Origin of the sequence: Polycladidibacter stylochi (assembly GCF_001562055.1) — a bacterium.
Lineage (GTDB): Bacteria > Pseudomonadota > Alphaproteobacteria > Rhizobiales > Stappiaceae > Pseudovibrio > Pseudovibrio stylochi.
In genome coordinates, this window is sequence record NZ_LLWE01000042.1 from 134189 (window position 1) to 159896 (window position 25708).

Annotated in this window: 19 protein-coding genes and 1 pseudogene; 9 read left to right on the plus strand and 11 right to left on the minus strand. The window is 47.1% G+C overall.

Annotation, left to right across the window (positions count from 1 at the left end; all coding sequences use genetic code 11):
- Window positions 1-226: 226 nt before the first annotated feature.
- The 4 genes and pseudogenes from gshA to AYK67_RS16450 form a co-directional block, all read right to left on the minus strand.
- Window positions 227-1762 (minus strand): annotated as a pseudogene (gene gshA, locus AYK67_RS16435) (glutamate--cysteine ligase); the annotation flags it as partial.
- 25 nt (window positions 1763-1787) lie between these two features.
- Window positions 1788-2222, minus strand: a complete 435-nt coding sequence (locus AYK67_RS16440) for a MarR family winged helix-turn-helix transcriptional regulator (protein WP_068089452.1) — start codon at window positions 2220-2222, stop codon at window positions 1788-1790.
- Between the two features lie 833 nt (window positions 2223-3055).
- Complete coding sequence (locus AYK67_RS16445) at window positions 3056-4954, minus strand: ABC-F family ATP-binding cassette domain-containing protein (protein ID WP_068089455.1); 1899 nt, start codon at window positions 4952-4954, stop codon at window positions 3056-3058.
- A gap of 113 nt (window positions 4955-5067) precedes the next feature.
- Window positions 5068-5604: a DinB family protein gene (locus AYK67_RS16450; RefSeq protein WP_068089458.1), complete on the minus strand. Its 537-nt coding sequence runs from the start codon at window positions 5602-5604 to the stop codon at window positions 5068-5070.
- A 494-nt stretch (window positions 5605-6098) separates the two neighbouring features.
- Between AYK67_RS16450 and ndk the strand changes: the two genes are divergently transcribed.
- The 3 genes from ndk to AYK67_RS16465 all read left to right on the plus strand — a co-directional run bounded on the left by ndk (window position 6099) and on the right by AYK67_RS16465 (window position 9637).
- The gene (ndk, locus tag AYK67_RS16455; protein ID WP_008551976.1) at window positions 6099-6521 is read left to right on the plus strand and encodes a nucleoside-diphosphate kinase; all 423 of its coding nucleotides are present in this window, start codon (window positions 6099-6101) and stop codon (window positions 6519-6521) included.
- A 153-nt stretch (window positions 6522-6674) separates the two neighbouring features.
- On the plus strand, window positions 6675-7484 hold the full coding sequence (gene panB / locus AYK67_RS16460; RefSeq protein WP_068089462.1) for a 3-methyl-2-oxobutanoate hydroxymethyltransferase: 810 nt from the start codon (window positions 6675-6677) through the stop codon (window positions 7482-7484).
- A gap of 62 nt (window positions 7485-7546) precedes the next feature.
- Window positions 7547-9637, plus strand: a complete 2091-nt coding sequence (locus AYK67_RS16465) for a molybdopterin-containing oxidoreductase family protein (RefSeq protein ID WP_068089465.1) — start codon at window positions 7547-7549, stop codon at window positions 9635-9637.
- Window positions 9638-9666: 29 nt separating this feature from the next.
- Here AYK67_RS16465 and AYK67_RS16470 read toward each other — a convergent pair whose 3' ends face one another.
- The 3 genes from AYK67_RS16470 to purM form a co-directional block, all read right to left on the minus strand.
- On the minus strand, window positions 9667-9990 hold the full coding sequence (locus AYK67_RS16470; RefSeq protein WP_068089468.1) for a DMT family transporter: 324 nt from the start codon (window positions 9988-9990) through the stop codon (window positions 9667-9669).
- Window positions 9991-10113: 123 nt separating this feature from the next.
- Window positions 10114-10737 (minus strand): phosphoribosylglycinamide formyltransferase, encoded by a 624-nt coding sequence (purN, locus tag AYK67_RS16475; protein ID WP_068089470.1) that lies wholly within the window; start codon window positions 10735-10737, stop codon window positions 10114-10116.
- Window positions 10734-11807, minus strand: a complete 1074-nt coding sequence (gene purM, locus AYK67_RS16480) for a phosphoribosylformylglycinamidine cyclo-ligase (protein ID WP_068089472.1) — start codon at window positions 11805-11807, stop codon at window positions 10734-10736. Before purM ends, purN begins: the two co-directional genes overlap by 4 nt.
- Before the next feature lie 277 nt (window positions 11808-12084).
- Here purM and AYK67_RS16485 point away from each other — a divergent pair, with 277 nt between their 5' ends.
- The 4 genes from AYK67_RS16485 (at window position 12085) to AYK67_RS16500 (ending at window position 17675) form a co-directional block, all read left to right on the plus strand.
- A complete protein-coding gene (locus tag AYK67_RS16485; protein WP_068089475.1) occupies window positions 12085-13173 on the plus strand; it encodes an AI-2E family transporter in 1089 nt (362 codons plus the stop codon).
- Window positions 13170-13850 carry a P-loop NTPase family protein gene (locus AYK67_RS16490; RefSeq protein WP_068089478.1) on the plus strand — a complete coding sequence of 227 codons (681 nt, stop codon included), beginning with the start codon at window positions 13170-13172 and terminating at the stop codon, window positions 13848-13850. Before AYK67_RS16485 ends, AYK67_RS16490 begins: the two co-directional genes overlap by 4 nt.
- A gap of 86 nt (window positions 13851-13936) precedes the next feature.
- Window positions 13937-16147: an RNA degradosome polyphosphate kinase gene (locus AYK67_RS16495; RefSeq protein ID WP_082735891.1), complete on the plus strand. Its 2211-nt coding sequence runs from the start codon at window positions 13937-13939 to the stop codon at window positions 16145-16147.
- Window positions 16113-17675, plus strand: coding sequence for a Ppx/GppA family phosphatase (locus AYK67_RS16500; RefSeq protein ID WP_082735892.1), 1563 nt, complete (start codon window positions 16113-16115; stop codon window positions 17673-17675). The genes AYK67_RS16495 and AYK67_RS16500 overlap by 35 nt, the downstream gene beginning before the upstream one ends.
- Before the next feature lie 69 nt (window positions 17676-17744).
- On the opposite strand, the gene rnd is transcribed toward AYK67_RS16500, so the two are convergent.
- Window positions 17745-18956, minus strand: a complete 1212-nt coding sequence (gene rnd, locus AYK67_RS16505) for a ribonuclease D (RefSeq protein ID WP_208976331.1) — start codon at window positions 18954-18956, stop codon at window positions 17745-17747.
- Between the two features lie 359 nt (window positions 18957-19315).
- On the opposite strand from rnd, the gene aspS reads away from it, so the two are divergent.
- Window positions 19316-21100, plus strand: a complete 1785-nt coding sequence (gene aspS, locus AYK67_RS16510; RefSeq protein ID WP_068089481.1) for an aspartate--tRNA ligase — start codon at window positions 19316-19318, stop codon at window positions 21098-21100.
- Window positions 21101-21258: 158 nt separating this feature from the next.
- Window positions 21259-23034, plus strand: a complete 1776-nt coding sequence (locus AYK67_RS16515; RefSeq protein ID WP_068089485.1) for an ABC transporter ATP-binding protein — start codon at window positions 21259-21261, stop codon at window positions 23032-23034.
- A gap of 332 nt (window positions 23035-23366) precedes the next feature.
- On the opposite strand, the gene AYK67_RS17480 is transcribed toward AYK67_RS16515, so the two are convergent.
- The 3 genes from AYK67_RS17480 to AYK67_RS16530 form a co-directional block, all read right to left on the minus strand.
- Complete coding sequence (locus AYK67_RS17480) at window positions 23367-23582, minus strand: hypothetical protein (protein ID WP_208976325.1); 216 nt, start codon at window positions 23580-23582, stop codon at window positions 23367-23369.
- 111 nt (window positions 23583-23693) lie between these two features.
- Window positions 23694-24176, minus strand: coding sequence for a GNAT family N-acetyltransferase (locus AYK67_RS16525; RefSeq protein WP_068089488.1), 483 nt, complete (start codon window positions 24174-24176; stop codon window positions 23694-23696).
- Between the two features lie 210 nt (window positions 24177-24386).
- Window positions 24387-25598 carry an ArgE/DapE family deacylase gene (locus tag AYK67_RS16530; RefSeq protein WP_068089491.1) on the minus strand — a complete coding sequence of 404 codons (1212 nt, stop codon included), beginning with the start codon at window positions 25596-25598 and terminating at the stop codon, window positions 24387-24389.
- Window positions 25599-25708: the final 110 nt, after the last annotated feature.

Sequence of the window (25708 nt, forward strand, 5' to 3'; positions counted from 1 at the left end):
ACTGATTCCATCTCTCCACGGGACTGAGCATTTAGGTTATAAAGCTTAGTTCAAACTTAATGCTTTCCGCACAAGAAACCCCTACAGTGCTCAAGGCAGGCACTGTAGTAACGCTAGTTGCATGGGATCTATTGTTCTTTAGCAGCGAAATTAATTTAAGCAGATAAGCCTCTTATTCCTAATTTGATTGTTGCGGACAGGCAATGCCATATTGATTGTGTAAGAACTGGTCAAAGTCCTGTTCCGCTCCGGCTTCCATTTGAGCATGGGCCACTCTTGATTGCGCGACCATCGCCTGTTGATGGCGCTGCTCGTCAATATCAAGTGTCATTGCACGGAAATTATCTGTTTGTGCTTTGGAAAGAGCTTGCACGAAATCTTGCCAAGAGCCGTAGTGCTTGGCGCGTTCCAGAACCATTGCACTTGGTGTTTTTTGCACATCTTCCAGTTTCGCCAATTGGTCCTCAACGGCTTGCACATGATCAGCAGCTACACCACCATCTAATAGCAAAGCAACTTCCCGTGCCTTGGCTAAAATGTCATGACCGGCATTTTTCAGCGTTGGTGTATTCTCAATTGCAGGCATTTTTAAACCCGGTCGCCGCCCTTCACGGGCAACAAGCAACTGTTGGGCTTGTAAAGCCCTTTGTTCTTCACCTGAAATGGCCGGACTTTGTAACAGCGACATCAACACCAAGAATGTATTGAGGAAATTTATTTGCTCTTCGTCAATACCGACACGCAAGAACGGGTTGATATCCAACGAGCGTAACTCAATGTATTCCACCCCTTGATGACAGAGGGCTTCGATAGGACGCTCGCCATTGCGCGCCACACGCTTTGGCCTTGCAGAACCGTAAAGCTCGTTTTCCAACTGCAACTGGTGGGTATTGATTTGCTTATAGCTGCCCCCTTCTAAAAGGCCAATGTCTTCATACAGCTTTTCAGAGGTTGCCAAAGCGCTTCGCAGACCCTGCAAATAGTCTTTCATCGAGTTAAAATGAATATCCAGCTTGCCTTGCACAACAGAAGAATATCCTAAATCACTCATACGCAGCGACGTGGCAAATTCACCTGCTAAACTGTGGTCACCCAAAGGCTCAAGACCTTCAACCTTTTGATTCACATAGGAACTATCCAGCACTGGGGATGCGCCGAACAAATACAGCAATAACCAGCCATGGCGTTGTAAATTGCGAATGAGCGCCAGATAGCCATCGCTGCGGAACTCTTGCATGGCACGCTTATCATGCTGTTGCTTACGCAACAGCTCCCAAAACTCGTTGGGAAGCGAAAAATTATAATGGATGCCCGAAATAGTTTGCATTGTCTTGCCATAACGATAGGCAAGACCCTGACGGTAAAGAGTTTTTATCCGTGCCGCATTGCAGTTGCCATATGTCGCGATAGTTATTTCATCCTCGCCGTTAATGGCTGGGGGCATGCTGGCATTCCACAGCAACTCGTTTTGAGGCAATGCTTTTGCTGTAAAGACATGTAGGTTCAGCAAGGTTTCCAGCGCTGTTGGCATATGGCTTTCAGCGGGTGTAATAAATTCAAGCTGTGCCTCGGCAAAATCGGTTGTAATGTATTTGTGGGTCAGTGCTTGGCCCAATGCCTCTGGGTGTGGATGCTGCGAAATACTTGCATCTGGGGTAACACGCAAAGCTTCTTTTTCAATACCAACCTTTAACGCGCCGCGTAATACGCTGGCGTGCTCTTCGCTGATGGGGGTAAGGTTGAGACGGGATTTTCCTGCCATGGGCGCATTCTTTCCAAGCTATAAATCAGGCTGTTGTTTTTGATGGAACAGCCTTGGCGATGGTTTTTAGGCAAGTTTGCAAATGCAACATATCTTTTTCTGGCACCTCAACGAGTAGCTTCGATATGTGTCGTTTTTGCGATGCCGCCATCTGGCGTAATTGTGTATGGCCCAGCTCGGTTAATACAAGTTTACGCAAGCGAGCATCATTGGTGTCAACAAATGTTTCGATTAGTTGTTGTTCAATTAGTCTTTTAACCATACGCGAGGCCCCACTTTTTGTAATCCCCAACGCACAGCCTAAGGCTTGTACCGGGCAAGAAGGTGTATCGCGTATGACTTTTAAGGCCTGATATTCTGCGGGTATCAGCGGGCTATCATCGCAGCATTGGTTGCCCAAGTACCAGGAAATAGACAAAAGCGTATCGCAAATATTCTCTTTTGGACAGCAATCATCCATAGAACTTTAGCCCTTAAGTTTCGTTTTCATAATCTGGAAACTAGATAGTTGATCGCGTCAACTATTTCAAGGGCTATTTCTATGTATTTCAATATAGCATTTTGAGTTACTACGAAATCCGCAGCAAAAACTATTTCTTATCAATCACTTACGTTGGTGTAATTTTACAGTATCTTGAATACATATGATTGGGTTAATCGCTCAAACTGACGCTGTAATGGGTATTATCAACATAACATTGTAAACAGTTCTATCTTGTAAAGTGTGAGGATGACATTGGCTGCGATCAGTTATAAACGTCAGTGTCTCCCACCTAAGATTATAACTCACGTGTTTTGGTTTTACCATCGCTTATCCTTCAGTATAGGTTCTCCGCCTACAGTACAAAGATGTAAGTGATTCAAATGTATGGTACCTTGATGTGGTTGTAGTTATGTTACAAGGACATCGATATTCCTTGTAGTGCACTTTGGATCAGGATGGTTAAATTCTGGACAAAACTCTGCAAAAACGACACTACATCAAGACTGTAAAGCAATTGCTATGGTGACATTTGACGAAGAAAGAAGTCGCGCCCTAATGAATTGTCACCGAAAGATTTGGATCTTACTTCGTAACGATTAGCAATTTTACGCAAAGAGAAGAGCAATCGCAAAGACCACAACAATCGTGCAAAGAGCTCGCATTTGTCTTGAGTACAGTGGAGCAAAAGCGCAAATCTCGATCTCAAAAGCGTACCCAGAAAAGGCTAATGCCACCTCAGTTAGATTAAACTAATATGTAATATATGGGTTTGTTGCCAATATATTAAATCAGCTTATCAAACTATTTTATCAAGAACTAAGGCTCTCAATTTCCTCGGATAACTCCAACCATTTCTCTTCGGCGGTTTCGATTTGCTTTACATAACCAGCGCGGCGAATTGCATGCTCACTAGCCTTGTCAGGGGCCTTGATATAAATCTCTGGATCCCCCAAAAGGGCATCAAGCTTCTCAATATAGCGTTGTAGCTTGGCGATCTCCCTATCAAGAGCACTTAACTTATTTTTCAAAGGCGCTAACTGGGCGCGTTTTTCTGCGGCCTCACGCCGTCTATCTTGAGCCGATATAGATGTCGCACCGGCTTCAAAGTTACTGGTATTGGTAGACGCGCTATTGCTAGGCTTAGAATCACCTTGCAAAATCAAACGGCGGTACGCCTCCATATCGTCATCATAAGGGCGCACCGTTCCTTCTCCCACAAGCCATAGCCGGTCGGCACATGCCTCAACCAAATGCCTGTCATGGCTGATGAGGATAACAGCCCCTTGATAATCATTAATAGCGTGCACAAGTGCTTCGCGACTATCAATGTCCAAGTGGTTTGTCGGCTCATCAAGTAGGACCAGATTGGGGCCGGTGAATGTGGCAAGCCCTAATAGCAGACGGGCTTTTTCACCGCCCGAAAGATCTTTTGCAGGCGTCAGCATACGATCTGTTGGTAAGCCAAAGCGATCGACACGTGATCGAACTTTGGCTTCCGGTTCATCAGGCATCAAGCGGCGCACATGCTCAATTGGATTGGCCTCCGGGATCAAGTCATCCAGCTGGTGTTGTGCAAAAAAAGCCGTGTTTAGTTTCGTCGACACGCTCATATGGCCATCCATAAGTGGCAAGCGGCCCGCCAGCAACTTGGCAAAGGTCGATTTACCGTTGCCATTGGCCCCAAGCAACGCAATCCGGTCATCATGGTCAATGTTGAGGTTCAATCGCGAGAGTATTTTTTTCTCACCATAACCAACGCTGGCCTGTTCCAGTTTAATGATAGGTGGAGAGAGTTTAACCTCAGGTTGGGGGATCGTCAGCGGCAATCCCGAGCTTTCATCTAAAACCATAATCGGTTGAAGCTTTTCAAGCATCTTAACACGAGACTGCGCTTGTTTTGCTTTAGTTGCTTTAGCCCGGAACCGGTCAACGAACGCCTGTAAATGCTTGCGCTCTTTTTCTTGTTTTTCCGCTGCCTTCTTTTGCAAAACGATGGTTTCGCGCCGTTGGCGGTCAAAGCTGTCATAACCGCCACGGTAATAGGTCAGCTTGCCGCTATCCATATGCACAATGGAATCAACCGCATTATTCAGCAAATCACGGTCATGGCTGATCAAAATCACCTGATGCGGATAGCGGGCTATGAAGTTTTCCAGCCAAAGGGTACCTTCAAGATCAAGGTAGTTGGTTGGCTCATCAAGCAGTAGAAAATCTGGCTCGGAAAACAAGAGGGCAGCCAAGGCCACCCGCATGCGCCAGCCACCAGAAAAGTCTTTACAAGGGCGCTGTTGCGCTGTCGCATCAAAACCAAGTCCATGTAAAATCGCCCCGGCACGTGCTTCCGCGCTATGGCTATCAATATCGGCAAGGCGGGTATGAATTTCGGCAATCCGGTGCGGATCGAGAGCGGTCTCAGCTTCAGCTAACAATGCGCTGCGCTCGGTATCTGCCGCGAGCACCACATCCAGCAAACTGTCGTCTGTACCCGGCGCTTCTTGCGCAACCTGTCCGACCTTTGCCCGGCGCGGCATATGCACATCACCGCTTTCTGGGGTAATGTCGCCAACCAATAGTTTAAAAAGTGTCGATTTTCCAACGCCATTGCGGCCCACAAGGCCAGTCTTGGCGCTGGAAGGAATGGTAACCGTGGCATTATCAATCAACAAACGCCCGGCAATTCGGTAGGTCAGGTTCGAAATCTGTAACATGCATCGTGTTTGACGCGTCTACCAATGCATTTCAAGAGTCTAAAGCTGTTTTCTTGATATAATCTGCAAATTTGTCAGCTACAAAGTTCCTCGCCTATCAGACCTTGATGAAACTACTGAGTCTCAACCTTGTCTTCATCCCGTGACATACCATGACCCGTTTCACGTTGGAAATAAATCATATCAAGCGCCGGCGGCTTATGCCCCAATTGTGTGAGGAAACTGTGCACCTGACCACGGTGATGCGTTTGGTGGTTAAAGAAGTGGAAGAGGGCGGCCCCTAAAGGTTGTTGCATAACTAAAGGTTTGCGGATGGTGCGGTATATAAGCGTGCGTAGTAAGTCGGCTTCACGCATCTGTTCTACGACCCCGCAAATACGCTCATCCAATCGCTCACGCCGTGCACGTAAATCGTCAAAATCACCGCAAATACTCTCGTCAAGCGAGGTTACCGGGTCTCCCTCACCAGTAAAACGCTGTAACCAAGCTCTATCGGCAATGAGTTGATGCTCTAATGTACCATGAATGGAATGGAAATATCCCTTTAAATCCTTGTGATAGTCATCACTGGGTATTGCCGCGCAACAATCAAGTAAAAGGTTATTGGCCCACTTGTTATAAGCAGCGTACATAGTGAAGGCAGCCTTCATTGATCCGTCCTCAGGTAGAGCGCAAAGCGCTGTAAAGTGAAATGCGAAACAATTATGAGGCGCTGGCCCCATGAGTTCAACTCAAGTTACCCTCGATTGATACATAGAAAAATGACCGGTATCAATTTGTGAACTCGCACCTAAGGAAATGAAGCCCCTTCGTTACCTTGGTGATTTTAATCAAGGAATGATCGATTTCTTTCTAAGATTATCAAATATCAAATTCACGCTGTTTATGAGCACCTTTGCACGATGACTTTCAAAATACGGCAATAAATTTAGATTTTGTCACCCCTTTAAAATAATCGTAATTACTTAAAAAATTACGGGATAAGCACAGTTTGTAACTCTCAAGAACTCCTCGCAAACTTGCTTTTTAGCATTTTTTGAACGTATATCTCAACCGCATGGGGTTGCTAGAAGCAACTTGAAAACAAACGAATCTACAAGGTCCAGGACCGGCAGCATTGCTGTTAAATTCAAGGCAGATTTCTATGGCTATTGAACGCACTTTTTCCATGATTAAGCCAGACGCAACAAAGCGTAACCTCACCGGTGCTATCACCGCAAAGTTGGAAGAAGCAGGTCTGCGTGTTGTTGCCTCCAAACGCGTATGGATGTCTTTGCGCGAGGCAGAAGGCTTTTATGCAGTACACAAAGAGCGGCCATTTTTTGGTGAGTTGACCGAATTCATGTCATCCGGCCCAACCATCGTTCAGGTTTTGGAAGGCGAAAACGCAATTGCCAAAAACCGCGAAGTAATGGGTGCCACGAACCCAGCGGATGCTGCAGAAGGTACTATTCGCAAAGAATTCGCGCTTTCAATTGGCGAAAACTCTGTTCATGGTTCTGACGCTCCTGAAACAGCTGCTGAAGAGATTGCCTACTGGTTCTCCGGAACTGAAATTGTTGGCTAATACTTTGGCCTAGAATTGAGCGAAAAGGGCTGCTTTTGCGGCCCTTTTTTGTATCTTATCTTTGACAGCAAAAAGACTATTCTTTATCTCTTATTTTCTGCAACTAAGTACTCCTACATAAAATACTGTTAGATCTATGAGGCTGAGCGGTAAATGAGTGTCACCAAGAAAACAAAAAAAATAACCATACCGACAATTCAGGCAATGAAAGGCGATCAGCAAATAGTTTGCCTGACGGCCTATACCACGCCTCAGGCCAAATTACTCGACCCGCACTGCGAACTGGTACTGGTCGGCGATAGTGTGGGCATGGTGTTGCATGGTATGGAATCAACACTCGAAGTCACTTTAGAAATGATGATACTGCACGCAAAAGCCGTCAAAAAAGGGCTGAAGCAAGCAGTGATGGTTGTTGATTTGCCCTTTGGAACATACGAGCAAAGCCCTCAGCAAGCTTTTGAAGCTGCTGCACGTGTTATGAGCGAAACCGGCTGTGATGCGGTAAAGCTTGAGGGGGGTGCTTATATGGCAAAAACCATTGAATTTTTAACAGAGCGCGGCATTCCGGTTATGGCGCACCTTGGCTTGACACCGCAATCGGTAAACTCATTTGGGGGATACAAGGTGCAAGGGCGCGGTGAGGATGGCGACAAAATTCTTCAAGACGCTATTGCCGTTTCAAACGCCGGGGCTTTTGCCGTGGTACTGGAAAAGCTCCCCACGCAACTGGCAAAGCAAATAACAATGGCGATTACTATCCCGACTATCGGCATAGGCGCATCCAATTTAACCGACGGGCAGATATTGGTGACCGAAGACATGCTGGGCCTATTTGCTGATTTCCAGCCCAAATTTGTCAAACGCTACGCCAATTTACAGGAGAACATCTCCAAAGCTGTTGCCGAATATGCAAGTGAAGTCAAAAATCAAAGCTTTCCTTCCGAAGAGCATAGTTTTAAATAAATAGAATAGTTCAAATTAGTCCTCCATTTGTGTTTTCTAACGAGGACAAAGGGCATTCTTCAATGCAAAAATATAAAACAGCATGTCCGCATGATTGCCCTTCAACTTGTGCTCTGGAAGTAGAAATTACTCCGCAAGGTCGTTTGGGGCGTGTTTATGGCTCCAAAAAGAATGCCTATACCGCCGGCGTGATTTGCGCCAAAGTCGCCCGTTATAGCGAGCGCCAACACCACCCGGATAGACTGCTATACCCATTAAAGCGAACTGGAGCTAAGGGCTCGGGAAAGTTTAAGCGCATCAGCTGGGATGAAGCACTGGAGAAAATAACCCAAAAGTTTCTTGAAGCAGAACAACAGCATGGCCCGCAAGCCGTGTGGCCCTATTACTTTGCCGGTACCATGGGGCTGGTGCAGCGAGATAGTATCAATCGCCTACGTCATGCCAAAGGGTACTCGGGCATGTACCAGACCTTTTGTACCAATATGGCTTGGACGGGCTATATTGCCGGAACGGGCAAACTGGCAGGACCAGACCCTAAGGAAATGGCGGTTTCTGATTGCGTGGTCATATGGGGTACCAATCCCGTGGCCACGCAAGTGAATGTGATGACCCATGCCATCAAGGCACGTAAAACCCGCGCTGCCAAAATCGTTGTTATTGATGTTTACGATACGCCCACGGCGCAGCAAGCCGATATCAAACTGATACTACGGCCCGGTACCGACGGTGCTCTTGCTTGTGCCGTAATGCATGTTTTGTTTCGAGATGGTTATGCCGATCATGCCTATATGGAAAAATATGCAGATTGCCCGCAGGAGTTGGCGGAGCATCTGCGTGAAAAAACACCCGAGTGGGCCGCCCAAATAACTGGGCTAAGCGTTGAGCAGATCGAAGATTTTGCCGCTTTGGTAGGGCAGAATAAGCGCACATTTTTCCGTTTGGGTTATGGTTTTACCCGTCAGCGCAATGGCGTGACGAATATGCACGCGGCCTCTTGTATCGCTGTTGTTGGTGGCCACTACCAGTATGAGGGAGGCGGTGCGTTTCATAATAATGGCGCAATTTATGGTCTCAATACCTCCCGCGTTGAAGCGCGTGAGTTGGCAGACCGCCATAGCCGCCAACTGGATATGTCGCAAATTGGCCGTGTTCTCACTGGAGACGACACAGCCTTACACGATGGCCCGCCTGTAAACGCACTATTTATCCAGAACTGCAATCCCGCTAGTGTGGCACCTGAGCAAACACTTGTGCATCAGGGGTTGAAGCGGGAAGATTTGTTCACTGTGGTGCATGAACAATTCCTCACCGAAACCGCCCGCTTTGCTGATATTGTATTGCCAGCCACCATGTTTACCGAGCACGACGATATCTATAAGGCAGCCGGTGGCCACTCAATTTTATTGGGCCCCAAACTCATGCCAGCCCCGGGAGAGGCGAGAGAAAACCTTTGGGTTTTAAACGAACTTATCAAACGGCTGAATGGTACGGATCATAAGGGGCATCACATGAGCGCTCGCGAGCATGTGGACTGGATATTGCAAAACTCCGGTCATGGCACTTTGGCAGAGATGGAAGAGCATGGGTTTAAGGATTGTCAGCCTGATTTTGAACAAGCGCATTATCTGAGTGGTTTTGGGTATCGCGACAAAAAATTCCGCTTTGCTCCAGATTGGAGTAAAATTCCAGCACCAAATGCTGGCCCAATGGGACCATGGCAGCAAATGCCTCGCCTGCCAGATCATTGGGAGGTGAATGAGGCGGTAAGTGAAGAGGTGCCATTTAAACTGGTGACGGCACCGGCGCGCTCATTCCTGAATTCGTCCTTTAACGAAACCAAGGGCTCTCGCGACAAAGAAGGCCGTCCTTACGTGCTGATAAATGCCGAAGATGCCCAGCAATTGGGTATAGAAGAAGAAGCGCCGGTAGCACTTACCAACACCCGCGGCCGTGTTGAGCTTCATGCTAAAATTGCAAAAGACATCGGATCGGGAGAGGGGCAGCAGCGCGGCATTTTAATCAGCGAAGGGATATGGCCCAATGAGTGCTTTATTAACGGCTGCGGCATCAATACCTTGACAGGTGCAGATCAAACCGCGCCCTATGGCGGCGCTGCTTTCCATGACATTGCCGTGCGCCTTGAGCCAATATAACAGCTGCTAAAGAAACAGCGCCCCTTTGCCTATGCCAGTTTAAGACCAATCACCCCGGTGATAATCAAGAGCACTGATACCATTCGTATAGCGTTAAGAGTATCGCCAAATAATACGACACCTACCGCGAACGTACCTGCGGCTCCGATGCCGGTCCAGACCGCATAGGCTGTGCCCATAGGAATGGTCTTTTGTGCATAAAACAGCATCGCTCCAGAGAGTGTCATCGAGACAATAGAAAATGCGATCCAGCCCAAATTTGTACCGGCCTCGGAATAGCTGTTTTTCAATCCTAAGGGCCACCCAATTTCAAACAACCCGCCGAGAATTAGTGCCAACCATGCTAAACTCATAACAACCTCATCTGGCTGGTGATTAGAAAACACGCCGTTCAATTGAACGGCGTATTACCTCTTTTTCAAACAATTTATCTTTGTACAATGCGAACCAAGGCCGTGATAACAGGAAAATTGGGACTACTTGTCCGTCGCCAGCACACGCATACCGTGAATTCGATAGTTGCCACTAGCAATTAACCGCAGGGCTTGCGGGTAGATTTGGTGTTCGATTTCAAGAACTCTTGTACCAAGACGATTGGCATCATCGGTATCTTCTACTTGCACAATGCCCTGTGCTATAATCGGCCCAACATCCATTTCGGCCGTGACAAAATGCACCGTCGCACCATGCACCTTTACGCCGGTTTCAATGGCCCGTTCATGGGTATCAAGCCCGGGAAAGGCCGGCAGTAAGGCCGGGTGGATATTAATCAAGCGGTTATGCCAGCGGTTAACAAACCACGGGGTCAGCAGCCGCATAAAACCGGCCAACACTACCAGTTCTACGCCGTTCTCTTCAAGCTTTGCATCAAGATCCCGTTCAAAGGCCTCACGGTCCTTGCCATATTGTTTATGATCAAGGGCAAAACATGCAATGCCCTCGTTTCGGGCATAACTTAGCCCCGCCGCGTCGGGGCGGTTAGAGCCGACCACAACAATCTCAGCGGGAAAATCCGCAGTTCGAGTTGCATTAATCAACGAAATCATATTGCTGCCGCGCCCGGAGATGAGTACGGCAACTTTCTTCCGGTAAACGCTCATTGCGAAAATCCAAGTGAACCGGTGAATTGGACTGCTTCACCATTACGTGGTTCCAGCACACCCAGTTGGCAAACGCGTTCGCCATTTTCTTCCAGTATACGAGTAACCTCAGCCACCTTGTCGGCACTCACAGCAACCACCATACCAACGCCGCAGTTAAATGTCCGCAGCATTTCACTTTCAGCCACATTACCAGCTTGAGCGAGCCAGCCAAATACAGCGGGTGCGTTAATTGCTGTCAAATCGATTTTTGCACCTAAATCATCTGGTAGAACACGTGGCAGGTTTTCTGGCAATCCACCGCCAGTAATATGGGCCAAAGCTTTCACGCCTTGTGTACCACGAATGGCAGCCAGTAGGGACTTCACATAAATACGGGTGGGTACCATTAGCTCTTGCCCAAGGGAAGAGTTTGGGGCAAATGGAGCAGGGGAGCCAAAGCCTAAACCAGCATGCTCGATGATTTTTCGCACCAAGGAAAAGCCATTAGAATGGACACCCGAGGAAGCAAGACCTAGTAGTACATCGCCCGCTTGTAAATCGCGACTTGGCAACAATGCACCTCGTTCTGCTGCACCCACAGCGAAACCGGCTAGGTCGTAATCTCCCTTAGCATACATACCCGGCATTTCAGCGGTTTCGCCGCCAATAAGGGCGCAACCAGCTTGCTTGCAGCCCTCGGCAATACCAGAGACCACGGAGGTTGCCTCGGTAACGTCCAACGCGCCACAAGCATAATAATCAAGGAAGAAAAGCGGCTCGGCACCTTGCACCACAAGATCATTCACGCACATAGCCACAAGATCAATGCCAACCCCGCTATGCTCGCCAGTTTCAATGGCAATTTTCAACTTTGTGCCCACACCATCATTGGCGGCAACCAAAATAGGGTCTTTAAACCCGGCCCCTTTCAAATCAAACAAGCCCCCGAAGCCGCCAATCTCGCTATCAGCACCAGGACGGCGCGTGGCTTTAACCAATGGACTGATCTGCTTGACAAGGGTATTACCCGCATCAATATCGACACCGGCTTCACTATATGTAAGACCGTTATTCCCAGTCTGGTTCATTCTCAGGGGTTCCTTTTTCAATCGACTCTGGCCTATGGAAAACCAGATGTGTAATGAAGGCTATGGGCTGGCATAGAACCCAAAAGACATTATAAATGCAAGAGTGATATAAAGAGAATTGAATGCTTAATCACAGTAGTTCTAGGGTTAATTCGGGTATTTTCTCTAAATCTGCTAGAAACTTTGATTGTGGACCGGATGCATGAAGTGTTTTTGAAATGATTTCACTTTATGAATAGTTTTTCATTTAAACCTTCACTGCTGTAAAGAGGGCATAATGACATTAAAAAAGAAAATATATTTCTGGCTTGGAACCTTTGCGGTCTTCATTTTATTTATGCTGCTCTTTCAAGACATTCTCCTGCCATTCATCGCTGGTTTAATTCTTGCTTATCTGCTTGATCCCATTGCCGATAAGCTGGAAGAAATTGGTATGAGCCGAACTTGGGCAACTCTTACTATCTTGTTGAGTTTTCTCATTATATTTGTTGTTGCACTGCTTATAATGTTTCCATTGCTTGGGGATCAGTTATTACAATTGGTTGCAGCTTTACCCGAGCTTCTTAGAAAGCTTCAGGTTATCTTAAACTCTGTTATAGGAAACCGTTTGGAAGCCATTGGTTTTACAACCGATAAGCTTCAGTCCCAAATGGGAGGATTGGTAACACAAGCGGCAAGCTGGCTTGGAACATTACTTCTTTCCATATGGAGCAGTTCGCAAGCGCTGCTTTCCTTACTATCGTTATTCGTGATTACGCCAGTAGTAGCCTTTTACATTCTGCTAGACTGGGACCGTATGATGGAAAAAATCGATAGCTGGCTGCCAAGAGATCAACACGACACCATTAAAGAACTTGCAATGGAAATGCACAGGGCTGTAGGAGGTTTTATCCGCGGTCAAAGTATGATGTGTCTGATTCTGGGGACATTTTATGCGGTTAGCCTCATGGCTGTGGGGCTTCATTACGGGTTACTTATTGGTTTTACAGCGGGTATTGTCAGCTTTATTCCCTATGTGGGGGCATTGGTTGGCTTTCTGTTGTCAATAGGTGTGGCTATTGCACAGTTTTGGCCAGATTATTTTATGATTGTTACGGTATTTATCATTTTCTCAATCGGGCAGTTTTTAGAAGGAAACATTCTGCAACCTAAATTATTAGGCAATAGCATTGGCTTACATCCAGTGTGGTTGATGTTTGCATTGCTGGCTTTTGGTTCTTTACTGGGGTTTGCGGGGATGTTAATCGCAATTCCGGCTGCTGCGGTGGTAGGGGTACTAGCGCGATTTGCATTAGAGCAATATCTTGCCAGCAAGTTATATAGGGGCGCTGCGCCCACAGAAAATACTCAGGAAGAGTTGGAATGAATGAAACGGCCAATCCGCAACAATTACCACTAGTGCTCCCACACGAGGAGGCATTGGGAGCCGATGACTATTTGGTAACCGATACGAATCAGGCTGCATATAAGCTGGTAACCAGCTGGCCCGAGTGGCCATCACCTATTGTGATGGTCAATGGTCCCGCTGGCTCGGGAAAATCGCATCTGGTGAGTGCGTGGAGCGAAATAAGTGGTGCAAATATATGCCAAGCTAAAGAGCTGACACCACAACTGCTGCCTGAACTGGTTGAAGCCGGTCCCGTTGCGATTGAGGATTTACATGAAGGTTTTGATGAACGAAATATGTTTCATCTATTCAATGCCGTTCGCCAACAAAACTCTTTTATGCTTTTAACATCACGCAAACCAGCCGCAGCATTAAATATACAAGTCCCTGATTTATCTTCACGTTTTCGCGCAACAACACCAGTTGAAATACATGAGCCCGATGATATGCTGCTGAAAATGGTGATGACAAAACTCTTCGCAGACCGCCAGGTTGCTGTTGATTCAACACTTATAGATTATCTGGTTTTACGTATCGAACGCTCCCTTTACGCTGCAAGAAATGTTGTTGAGCTGCTCGACCGGCAAGCCTTGGCAAGTGGAACGAAAATAACCCGCGTTATGGCCTCTAGACTATTAGAAAACCTTAATGAATAATCAAAGGTAGCTGTCATATTCTTGTCATGACGCGTGATGAATACCTGTTTCTTATTGTTTATTAATCAGAGCGGAGAAAAAAGCCCATGAACACCAGTAATGACGGAGCCACTCAAAAGCAACAAAGCTCCATATCGGGTGAGGGCAAGAAGGCGATAATTGGCGCAAAACTGATGGAGCGACCAGAGCGTTTTGTGAATCGCGAATTATCATGGTTGCAGTTTAACCGCCGCGTTCTCGAAGAATCGATGAATCCAAGCCATCCTTTATTAGAGCGGCTTCGTTTTCTTTCAATTTCCGCCAATAATTTGGATGAGTTTTTCATGGTCCGCGTGGCTGGTTTGCGGGCACAAAAACGAGCGGAAATTAGCAAAGTTTCGGCTGATGGCCTCACTCCTGCCGGACAGCTTGAAAAAATCTCTGTTGCAGTTGGTCGCCTTCAAAGTGAACAGCAAGGCCGCTTTCGCCAGTTAAAAAGTGAATTAGAAGACGAAGGCATTTACATCATAGATGCCAACGATATGAGTGAAGCGGAGGCTGATTGGCTTGAAGGGTATTTTCTAAATCATATTTTCCCTGTACTGACACCACTGGCTATCGACCCAGCGCATCCATTTCCTTTTATTCCCAACTTTGGCTTTTCGTTAATTCTGGATTTAGTGCCAGTGAACGGAGGCCCGGGCATGACAGCGCTGCTTCGAATGCCAAACCAAATTGGCCGCTTTGTAATTTTGCCAAAAGCGAAAGGTGCTGCAAGTCATATTACCCGTTTCATCCCTGTTGAAACTATCGTTAGTTTATTCATAGGTAAGCTTTTTCCTGGATATGAGGTGCGCGGGAAGGGCGCTTTTCGTGTCCTGCGCGATTCTGACTTGGAAATTGAAGAAGAAGCAGAAGACTTAGTACGTGAATTTGAAACCGCCCTAAAGCGCCGGCGTCGTGGCTTGGTTATCCGTTTGGAGATTGAGGAAAGCACACCGGCTATACTACGGGAATTTGTCGCCGAGCAATTGGAAGTCCTTGAGGAGGAAGTTTTCCTCGTCAATGGATTACTAGCTTTGAACGATCTTTCGCAAGCTGTTGGCTTAGATAGGGATGAGTTAAAATTTTCACCGTATTCACCGCGCTATCCTGAACGGGTGAAAGAGCAAAACGGCGATTGTTTTGCCGCCATTCAGCAAAAAGACATCTTGGTACACCACCCCTATGAGTCGTTTGATGTGGTCGTGCAATTCTTACTGCAAGCTGCACAAGATCCCGATGTGGTGGCAATTAAACAAACACTTTATCGCACCTCTAACAACTCACCCATTGTCAAAGCATTAGCAGAAGCTGCAGAGGCAGGGAAATCGGTTACTGCACTCGTGGAGCTGAAGGCACGTTTCGATGAAGAAGCCAACATTAAGTGGGCGCGTGATTTGGAGCGGGCAGGGGTACAAGTGGTCTTCGGCTTTCTAGAACTGAAAACGCATGCAAAAGTTTCGATGGTCGTGCGCCGCGAGCACAATGGTTTGCGCACCTATTGCCATTTTGGAACGGGTAACTATCACCCCATCACAGCAAAAATCTATACGGATATGTCGTATTTTACTGCCGACCCAGGCATGGCGCGTGATGCAACGAAGGTATTCAACTATATTACGGGCTATGCCCAACCGGGTGGCCTTGAGGAGCTATCATTCTCGCCTGTCAGCTTGCGCCGGAAAATCCTCGAACATACCGAGCAGGAAATAGAGCACGCGAAAGCAGGTGAGCCGGCTCAAATCTGGCTCAAAATGAACTCTCTTGTCGACCCGGGTATCATTGACGCCTTATACCGCGCCTCGCAAGCGGGTGTTCAGGTTGATCTAGTCGTGCGTGGCATATGTTGCTTACGACCAGAAGTTCCCGGTCTTTCCGATAATATTCGTGCAAAATCTATTGTTGGCCGCTTTCTTGAACATAGCCGCATTTATTGTTTTGGTAACGGCCATGGCTTACCATCGCGCGAGGCGAGCGTATATATCAGCTCGGCAGATTTGATGCCCCGCAATTTGGACAGGCGCGTGGAAACACTCATCCCCATAAAAAATCCTACTGTTCACGAACAGATGCTGGATCAAGTTATGGTAGCAAATCTGGAGGATAACCAGCAAAGCTGGCGCTTGTTACCCGACGGATCGCACGAGCGAATTATCGCAGCACCGGATGAAGACCCATTCAACGTGCATCAATACTTCATGACACACCCGTCGTTGTCTGGTAGAGGAAGCGCGTCAATAGATGATAAACCAAAACCATTCGACGAACGAGACTAAGGTGCCAGACACTTTGCATGATGGGAGTCCCAGGGGGCGTTTTACGGCTGCTGGCTCCCTTGGAATTATAGATATTGGTTCAAACTCCGTACGCTTGGTGATTTACGAGCGTGAGGCAAGGTTTCCAACGGCCCTGTTCAACGAAAAAGTGTTGGCAGGGCTTGGTCGCGGTGTTGGTGAGACCGGGCGATTATCCGATAAAAGCGTGCATACAGCATTAGAAGCTTTAGTGCGTTTTCGCGCCCTCTGCGATCACGTGGGGGTCAAAAAACTCTCGATCATTGCAACAGCTGCTGCAAGAGAAACCGAAAACGGCCCTGATTTCATAGCTGAAGTTGAAAGAATATGTGGTGTAGAAGTCAAAATTCTTTCAGGCTTTGATGAAGCGTATTACTCAGCTATGGGCGTGCGTTCGGGCTTTTGGAAGCCCGATGGTCTGGTTGGAGACTTGGGAGGCGGCTCTCTTGAGCTGGTCGATATCAACGCTCATGGGCTGGGCGAGGGGCATACTTATCCACTTGGGGGGATACGCCTACAAGAAGCGGCGGGTAAATCTCCTGAAGCCGCTGCGAAAATTGCATCGGACATACTGGCAACAGCTCCCTGGATTTCGCAGGCTGCGATGCGGAAATTCTACGCCATAGGTGGAACTTGGCGCTCACTAGGGCGCTTACATCTCTTTCAAGAGCGCTATCCACTACATGTGATGCACGATTATGCAATTCCGGCAGAAGTAGCCATAGATTTTTGTGAGCGTGTCGCTTTCACCCCGTTATCCAGTCAACCAAAAATTGAAGTGGTTTCAAAAGCACGGCGATCATTATTGCCCTATGGTGCCGTTGTGCTTAAAGAGGTTTTGCAACGTTCAGGCGCAGACCAGGTTGTTTTTTCAGCGCTTGGAATTCGAGAGGGGCTGCTGTTTGATAACCTGTCTGCAGAAAAGCAAGAACAAGATCCACTGTTGGAAGCTGCCAGAGAACTGTGCGTATTGCGATCACGCTCCCCCCGTTACGCTCAAGAACTCATGGAGTGGACGGAAAAAATACTCACAATTGCAGGCATAGAAGAAAGTGAGACCGAAACAAGGCTTCGCAAAGCAGCCTGTTATTTGTCAGACATCGGTTGGCGAGCGCACCCGGATTATCGTGGGAAACAGTCCCTCAATGTCATCTCGAATATGGGTTTTATAGGCATTAACCACTCAGGCAGAGCCTATTTGGCCTTAGCGGTTTTTTATCAACACGAAGGTTTGATAGATGAGGCCGTTTCCCCAAAAATTAAAGGACTTTGCACACCGCGCCTCATGCGCCTTGCGCGAATAATTGGTGCCTCTATGCGTGTTGCTTCACTCGTTTCCGCATCAATTGATGGTGTCTTGCTCAATGCCACAATAACGGTTGAGAGTGATGCTCTCGTTTTAGCCCTGCCAGAAAAACTATCAGCGTTAAATGGTGAACGTTTACAAAAACGCTTGCATCAACTTGCAAAAATATTGGAATTGCGCGGCGAAGTTCGTACGCGTTGCTAACTTGCACATTAGAGAATCAAACCCAATCGCAAACTTACGTGGGGCGATTGGGTTCTCTTCTCGTTCACATTAAACCGTTTTGGGTTTACGCGGTTTCGCCCGTGTGCTTCTTTGCTTGGCAACGCGTTCAATTGGCTCGCCTTGATTGCAAACAACAATATCGCGACCATTAAATGCCAATCCAACACGGCCTTTCTTCAAGTTCAAAGCATCTTCGCCAAACAACTCGCGGCGCCATCCCTTTAAAGCGTTCACATCAGCCTCTTCATGAGAAGCAATTTTTTCAAGGTCATCAACTGTCGCAATTAGTTTAGCGGCAACCCCAGACTGCTCGCTTTTTAATTTAAGCAAAACCTTGAGCAAATCGACCGCGGCGCCAGAGCCTTCTGGCATCGGTTTACCCTTTGGGACCTCGGGTAAATCCTCTTTGGCAATTGCATGAGCCCGCGCTACAGCAGCCAGTATTTCGTCTGCCTGTTTAGAACGCTCAAAACCACGTGGAACACTACGTAAATGCCCGAGCGCTTTAGAGCTGGTTGGTTGCTGGATGCTGATTTCAAAAATCGCATCATCTTTAATCACCCGTGAGCGAGGTACATCACGCGATTGAGCTTCACTTTCACGCCAAGCTGCCAACTCTTTTAGGATAGCAAACTCCATTGGCTTTCGAATGCGTAACTTTAACCGCTGCCAAGCTTTTTCGGGCTCGCTACGATACGTCTCCTCAGAGCGCAGCGTATCCATTTCACCATCCACCCAATGCGTACGCTGCTTTCCTTCAAGCTCACGCGTTAAGTATTGGTAGACTTCTCGCAAATGGGTGACGTCCGCTAGTGCATATTCTAGCTGCTTCTCGGTGAGAGGGCGGCGTGACCAATCAGTAAAACGAGAACTTTTATCAATCCGTTCACCGGTAATCTTATTCACCAGTTGATCATAGGAGACAGAATCGCCAAATCCGCAGACCATGGCAGCAACTTGCGTATCAAATATGGGAGCCGGAACAAAACCACCAAGGTGATAGATTATTTCTACATCCTGTCGCGCAGCGTGGAAAACCTTAACAACAGCAGAGTTGCGCATAAGCTCGAAAAAAGGTTCCAGTGAAAGCTCAGGTGCAAGCGCATCAACGATTACCGCTTCTTCATCACTTGCAATTTGAATAACACAGAGTTTAGGCCAAAAAGTTGTTTCACGCAGAAATTCTGTATCTACGGTAACAAAACTAAACTGGGAAAGGCGCTCGCAAGTTGCTGCGAGTTCGTGAGTTGTTGTGATCATTTTCATGGTTGCGAACCTATACCCCACACTGCCTAAAATGTCGCGTAAAAAGTTGTAAGCCGCCACAAAGCGTCGCGGTTTATGCATGTTTTACAAGGGGCTAATTAAGCCCAAAACTTGTAATTAGTCAAAGCCTAGTGAAAATAGGTATTTCACAATAAGTTTTATAGAAAATACCTTATGTGTCGGCTCAAGCTATCAACAAAATAGTTTTAAAATGGCGTGATTTGTAATTTTTCAGGGCATTTCCACTGCTAAACTTGACATTGTTGCTCGAGCATGTCTTTTCCAACCTTGGCCCATGTTATAGGGCAAGACTATGTAATTTTAATATTAGAAATACCAAGGCTGAGGACGCTATGCATCGCTATCGGAGCCACACCTGCGGAGAACTGCGGGCAACGAATGAAGGTGAAACGGCACGCCTGTCCGGTTGGGTACATCGTGTACGCGATCATGGCGGTTTGCTATTTATCGATCTACGAGACCACTACGGCATGACCCAATGTGTGGTCGATCCTGATTCTCCAGCGTTTAAGCTTGCAGAAACCGTACGCGCCGAATGGTGCTTGCGCATTGATGGTGAAGTGAAACCACGCTCTGCAGAAACTAAAAACGAAAACCTTGCTACCGGCGATATCGAGGTATTCATCCGCGATATTGAAGTGCTGGGTTCTTCTAAAGAGCTGCCGCTGCCTATTTTTGGTGAACCGGAATACCCAGAGGACATTCGCCTTAAATACCGCTTCCTAGATCTGCGCCGCGAGACCCTGCACAACAACCTGGTAAAGCGCACCAAGATCATTAACTCCATGCGCCAGCGCATGAACACCATCGGGTTTAATGAATTCCAGACCCCGATCCTGACCGCATCTTCCCCAGAAGGTGCGCGTGACTTCCTGGTGCCATCGCGTATCCATCCTGGTAAATTCTACGCATTGCCGCAGGCGCCACAGCAATTCAAGCAGTTGCTAATGATGTCCGGCTTTGATCGCTACTTCCAGATCGCCCCTTGCTTCCGTGATGAAGATCCTCGCGCTGACCGCCTGCCGGGTGAGTTTTACCAGCTTGACGTGGAAATGAGCTTCGTCACCCAAGAAGACGTGCTGCAAACCATGGAGCCGGTTATTCGCGGCGTATTTGAAGAGTTCGCAGAGGGCAAAGCTGTCACCAAAGAATTCCCGCGCATTGCCTATGCCGACGCCATCCGCAAATACGGCTCCGACAAGCCGGATCTGCGCAACCCGATTGAAATGCAGGCTGTAACCGAGCATTTCGCCGGCTCTGGCTTTAAAGTGTTCGCCCGCATGATCGAGAGCGACCCTAAAGTGGAAGTTTGGGCAATCCCGGCTCCAAAGGGTGGTTCACGTGCCTTCTGTGATCGCATGAACTCTTGGGCGCAAAGCGAAGGCCAGCCGGGCATGGGCTACATCTTCTTCCGTGACGAAGAAGGCGCTACAGTAGGCGCTGGCCCTGTTGCTAAAAACATTGGTACCGAACGTACTGAAGCCATGCGCATTCAGCTGGGGCTGGAGCAGGGCGATGCGGTCTTCTTTGCCGCCGGGGATCCGAAGAAATTCGCCGACTTTGCTGGTAAAGCCCGCACCCGCGTTGGTGAAGAGCTGAACCTGATCAACGAAGATGCCTTCGAACTTTGCTGGATTGTTGACTTCCCGATGTTTGAATGGGACGAGGAAGAAAAGAAGGTCGACTTCTGCCACAACCCGTTCTCCATGCCAGAAGGTGGTCTGGAAGGCCTGAATACCAAAGACCCGCTGGAGCTCAATGCCTATCAGTATGATGTGGTTTGTAACGGCTTTGAAATCGGTTCCGGTGCGATCCGTAACCACTCTCCAGAGGTCATGAAAAAAGCCTTCGAAATCGCGGGCTATGAAGTGGAAACGCTGGAAGAGAAATTCGGCGGCATGCTGCGCGCATTTGAGTACGGCGCTCCACCGCACGGCGGCATGGCAGCGGGCGTAGACCGCATTATTATGCTGCTCGTTGGCGCTAAAAACCTGCGTGAAGTGACCCTGTTCCCGATGAACCAGCAGGCGCAGGATCTGCTCATGGGCGCGCCAAGCGATGTCTTCCCGGCGCAGCTGCGCGATCTGCATATTCGCTTGAACCTGCCGGAAGCATAAACTTCCAAGTCTGAAATGACTACAAGTATTAAAGCAGGCAGTTGTTATAAGCAGCTGCCTGCTTTCCTGTTTAGGTCCACTTGCCATACCGACGCAATACTATCAAATAGGCTCTATTGCTTGTAATACTTGCCACCTGAGAGATGTGAGGTTCAATCGTGTTCAAAGCGCTACAAAACAAATTATTCAAAGACCCTGAAAGTGCCGGTAGTTTGATTAAGCGCTTGCTCAAAGAGAATTTTCACCATTACCGCGGACAGTATCTGCTCGCCTTCATATTGATGGCTCTTGCAGCCGGGGCAGGGGCGGCCAGTGCTGCCATCATGAAAAATATTATCAACGAGGTTTTTATAGCCCAAGACGCCACCATGGTTTATGTGATCTCGTTCACGGTAATGGCAATATTTACGATCAAAGGTTTGGCAACATATGGCCAACTGGTCATTCTTAGTCGCGTTGGGAACTCAATAGTTGCAAAACTGCAAAAGAAGATGTTTGCAAAAACACTCGGCCTTGGTATTCGATATTTTGATCGCACAAGCTTTGGTGATTTAGCAACCAGATTTGGACAAAATACAGCTGCAGCGCGTGCAGTTATGGATTTGGTGATCCTCACACTGGGCCGTGATATAATGGCAGTTGTTGGTCTTGTTTCAGTGATGGTCTATCAAAATCCTCGATTGAGTTTGATTGCATTCGTGATAATGCCGCCAGCAGTTTTTGCCGTATCAAAGCTGGTACGGCGCGTTAAGCGTATTGCGAAAAGCCAGTTCATCTCTCAAACTAAAATACTCTCATTAGTAAAAGAAATGGCTCTTGGCATTCGCATTATTAAGTCGTTTCGTTATGAAAACCAGATGCAAACGGCCATGACTACCGCCATATCCGAGGTCGAAGGGCAAGCAAATAAAATCGCGCGGCTCACAGCTCGAACTTCTCCACTAATGGAAACGCTTGGCGGTTTTGCTATCGCTATGATTATTCTTTATGGCGGTTATGCGGTAATACACTTGGGGCAAGACCCAGGTGCATTCTTCTCGTTCATCACAGCACTTTTATTGGCTTATGACCCTGTAAAAAGACTTGCGCGACTACAAGTGAATTTGAATACACAGCTTGTAGGCGTGCGCTTGATGTATGAAATTCTTGATCAAGAGGATGCACACCCCGATGAAGAAAACAAAAAAACGCTACAAATCACTCATGGTGAAATTAAGTTCAATAACGTTGATTTTTGTTATGGTGAAGAGCGGGTACTAAAAGCGTTAAGTTTTACAGCGAAAGCCGGAGAGGTGACCGCGCTCGTCGGCAGTTCGGGAGCTGGTAAGTCTACAGTATTTTCGTTGATTGAGCGCTATTATGACATTGAAAATGGAACGATTGCAGTTGATGGCCAAAACTTGAACGAGGTCAGCGTTACTAGTTTGCGCAGCAATGTAGCGATTGTTTCGCAAGACACTTTTTTGTTTGACCGTACAGTTGCCGAAAATATCGCCATTGGCAAACCTGGAGCCACAAAAGAAGAAATACAAGTGGCCGCTCAAAATGCACATGCTCACAGCTTCATTTGCGAATTGGAGAATGGCTACGATACAATCGTTGGTGAAGGTGGTGGCAGGTTGTCCGGCGGTCAAAGGCAACGTATTGCCATAGCGCGGGCGATGCTTTCAAGAGCACCTATATTATTGCTGGATGAAGCGACTTCAGCACTAGATGCAAAAAGCGAAGCACATGTCCAAGATGCCCTGAAGAAACTTATGCATGGGCGTACTACAATTGTTATAGCACACCGATTAGCGACAGTTCGCAACGCTGATTGTATCCATGTAATGGATAAGGGACGCGTAATTGAAAGTGGTAGCCATGAAGAGCTTTATGCACAAAATGGCACATACCATCACCTTTGCGATTTACAGTTTAATGGCAATAACTGAATACCATAGAAACACAACAGACGGGTGCTCTCGCGTTACAGTGCTCAAAATTAGCGGTTGCATCCTGTTACTTATTATCAACGCGTATAGGTTACTATCTTTGCCGTTAGTTGCCTTAGATAGGCAAACCACACTCGTGGTTATAGGTGACATAAACAATAAAATTCCATAATATTTATTATGCGAATTATATATTCCTATAATAATAGTCATACTCTCTCTAATCAGCTTCGTTCCACCATCTATTTTTGTTATCTCGCTTCGGATTATAATGTGAGCGCGTTGCCCAATCATCTCTAATAAATATGACGGGCTCTTCATAATGGTGCTGCTCAAGTATTTTTCAAAACTCTATCCAATAATGCAGTATCTTGTTTAATTGAGATTTTAAGCTCAACCACAGGGAAGCTATCTATATCGCCCTTCTTGTATCCTTCCCTATGAATGGCCGTAGTCGTCCCCATCTCTGCTCGATAGGTTTCTTGTCCAACAGCGCTGATGCTAGCATTGCGTTGATAGCGACCATAGCTTAACGGGCAAACGGTCATCACCGCATCAAGAATACGATCACAATCACCTGGACGCGTTTGAACTTCTATAGTCCAGACTTTTTGTAGGGAACAGCTTTGTAAATCAGGTAGTTACTTCATGTTAGCCTCCTAATTCTGGCGCTCAATCAAAGGTATTCTTTCAGCAGCACTTCGAATAGATAAACCGAGTTTGTTTCCTTCCTTAAATCCTAGTTTTTTATAGAACCCAACGGCTTCTCCCCTGAGGCCAGTTTGTAACATAATTTTATAAGCACCCGAATCCTCAGCCAGAGCGATTGCGTAGTCCATAACTCTGCGTCCAAATCCACTTCTTTGATGTCTATGTTTGGTCACCACATTCTCAATAACCGCATAGGGTCGGCAGAGCCTTGTAAAATTAGGTAAGAGATGAAGCGTTAGCATACTAACGACCTCCCCCTCATACTCAGCGCCAATCATAAACGTTCCTGGATGTTCTAGGATTGCTGTCACACCGTCAATACGATCAGCATTGCATGAAATTATTTCTTCCTCACCAACGAGTTCTATGTACAAAGCAATAATATCATCAATATCGTTGATGTTTAAAATTCGAGCAGAATCCACACTCATCAAAAATCCTTAACCAAATAAAATGATCATTCCGAAATGGAATACGCTGCACTATAATTGATTCACAACTATGCTGCGATGCAAAATGCTCATTTGGTGTTCCTTTAAAAGAAGCTGCAAGTTCAACAAATAATGAGCCATAAAAAATCCCCGCATTTCAATTATGAAATGCGGGGATTTTTATTTATAAATAACAATGTCTTATAGTTTTTATTTAAGTAAGTCATATAGGGCTGTTGCAACAACCCAGCTGGCTCCTTTTAAATCATTCATTCGTAAATGCTCATCAATTCCGTGAGCCCCACTTTCGGCCAGCGTTTCAGGTCCTGCCCCATAAACAACGGTGGGTACACCGGCCTCTGCATAATGGCGCGCATCTGTAAATAACGGAGCACCTTGTATCGTCACACTCTCGCCAAAGCAACTTCTGGCTTTAGAGTATAACAGGTTTGTAAGTGTATCTTGTGCTGGCGTAACGCGTAGAGGTTCTGCCAACATGAGTCGACGGCACTCAACCTCCACCCCAAGCTCAACCGGTACACTCTTTTCAATCAGAGCGACCAAAGCTTCTTCCTCATCCTCACCAGCTTCTTCTGGGGTTAGTCGGCGATCAATTTTAATGGCCACTCTTTCAGGAACAACATTTGTATGTATCCCCCCCTCGATAACACCAACTGTCAAGCGCGGACCTGCAATACCTTCTGTCTCGCTAGAGATCGAAAGCAATCGCTTACGCTCTTTATAAAGGGCAGATAAAACATAATGCGCCCCCTCAAGCGCATCACAACCTAATTCAGGTTTTGCCGCATGCGCCTGTCGTCCTCGGCAAATCACCTCTAGGTGTAAACAACCATTATGCGCTCGAACAACTTCATAGGAAAATCCGGTGGTAATGGCATAATCTGGAGTACTCAAACCTTGCTCAAGCAACCACTTAGGCCCCACATGCCCCCCCATTTCACCATCGAAAGTAACATGTAGCTCCACTTGCCCCTGCAAGTGATCGCTGCATTTTTTTAAAGCTTTTAGAGCAAATAAATAGCTGGCAATATCTGATTTTGCGATCACTGCGCCACGGCCGAATATTTTATCGTCACTAATCTTCGCTTCAAAGGGATTACTAGACCAGCCCTCGCCCGCCCCTACAACATCCGCATACGAATTTAATGCGATAGTAGGACCATTCCCGTCACCAAACTTCTGCCGAACAATCAGGTTGGTAATTGAAGTCATCCCATGTTGGCGAACAAATGGTTCCGGGACCGGATAAGCCTCAACCTCAAACCCTAGTTCTGTAATGAGTTTGGCGATCTGCTCAGCCGCTTGGTCATTATCTCCTGGTGGGTTCTCGCTTCGAATGCCGATTAATTGCTTAAGAAATGCAACCTCTTCCTCAAAGGACTGCTCAATAGCGGCATCCATTTTAATTCAACCTCTTCTATTGGTATACATCATTAAGTTTATGACACCTTATCACGGCCAATCACGAAGACAAGCGCACATCACAACGCACAAATACGGTATATCCAATA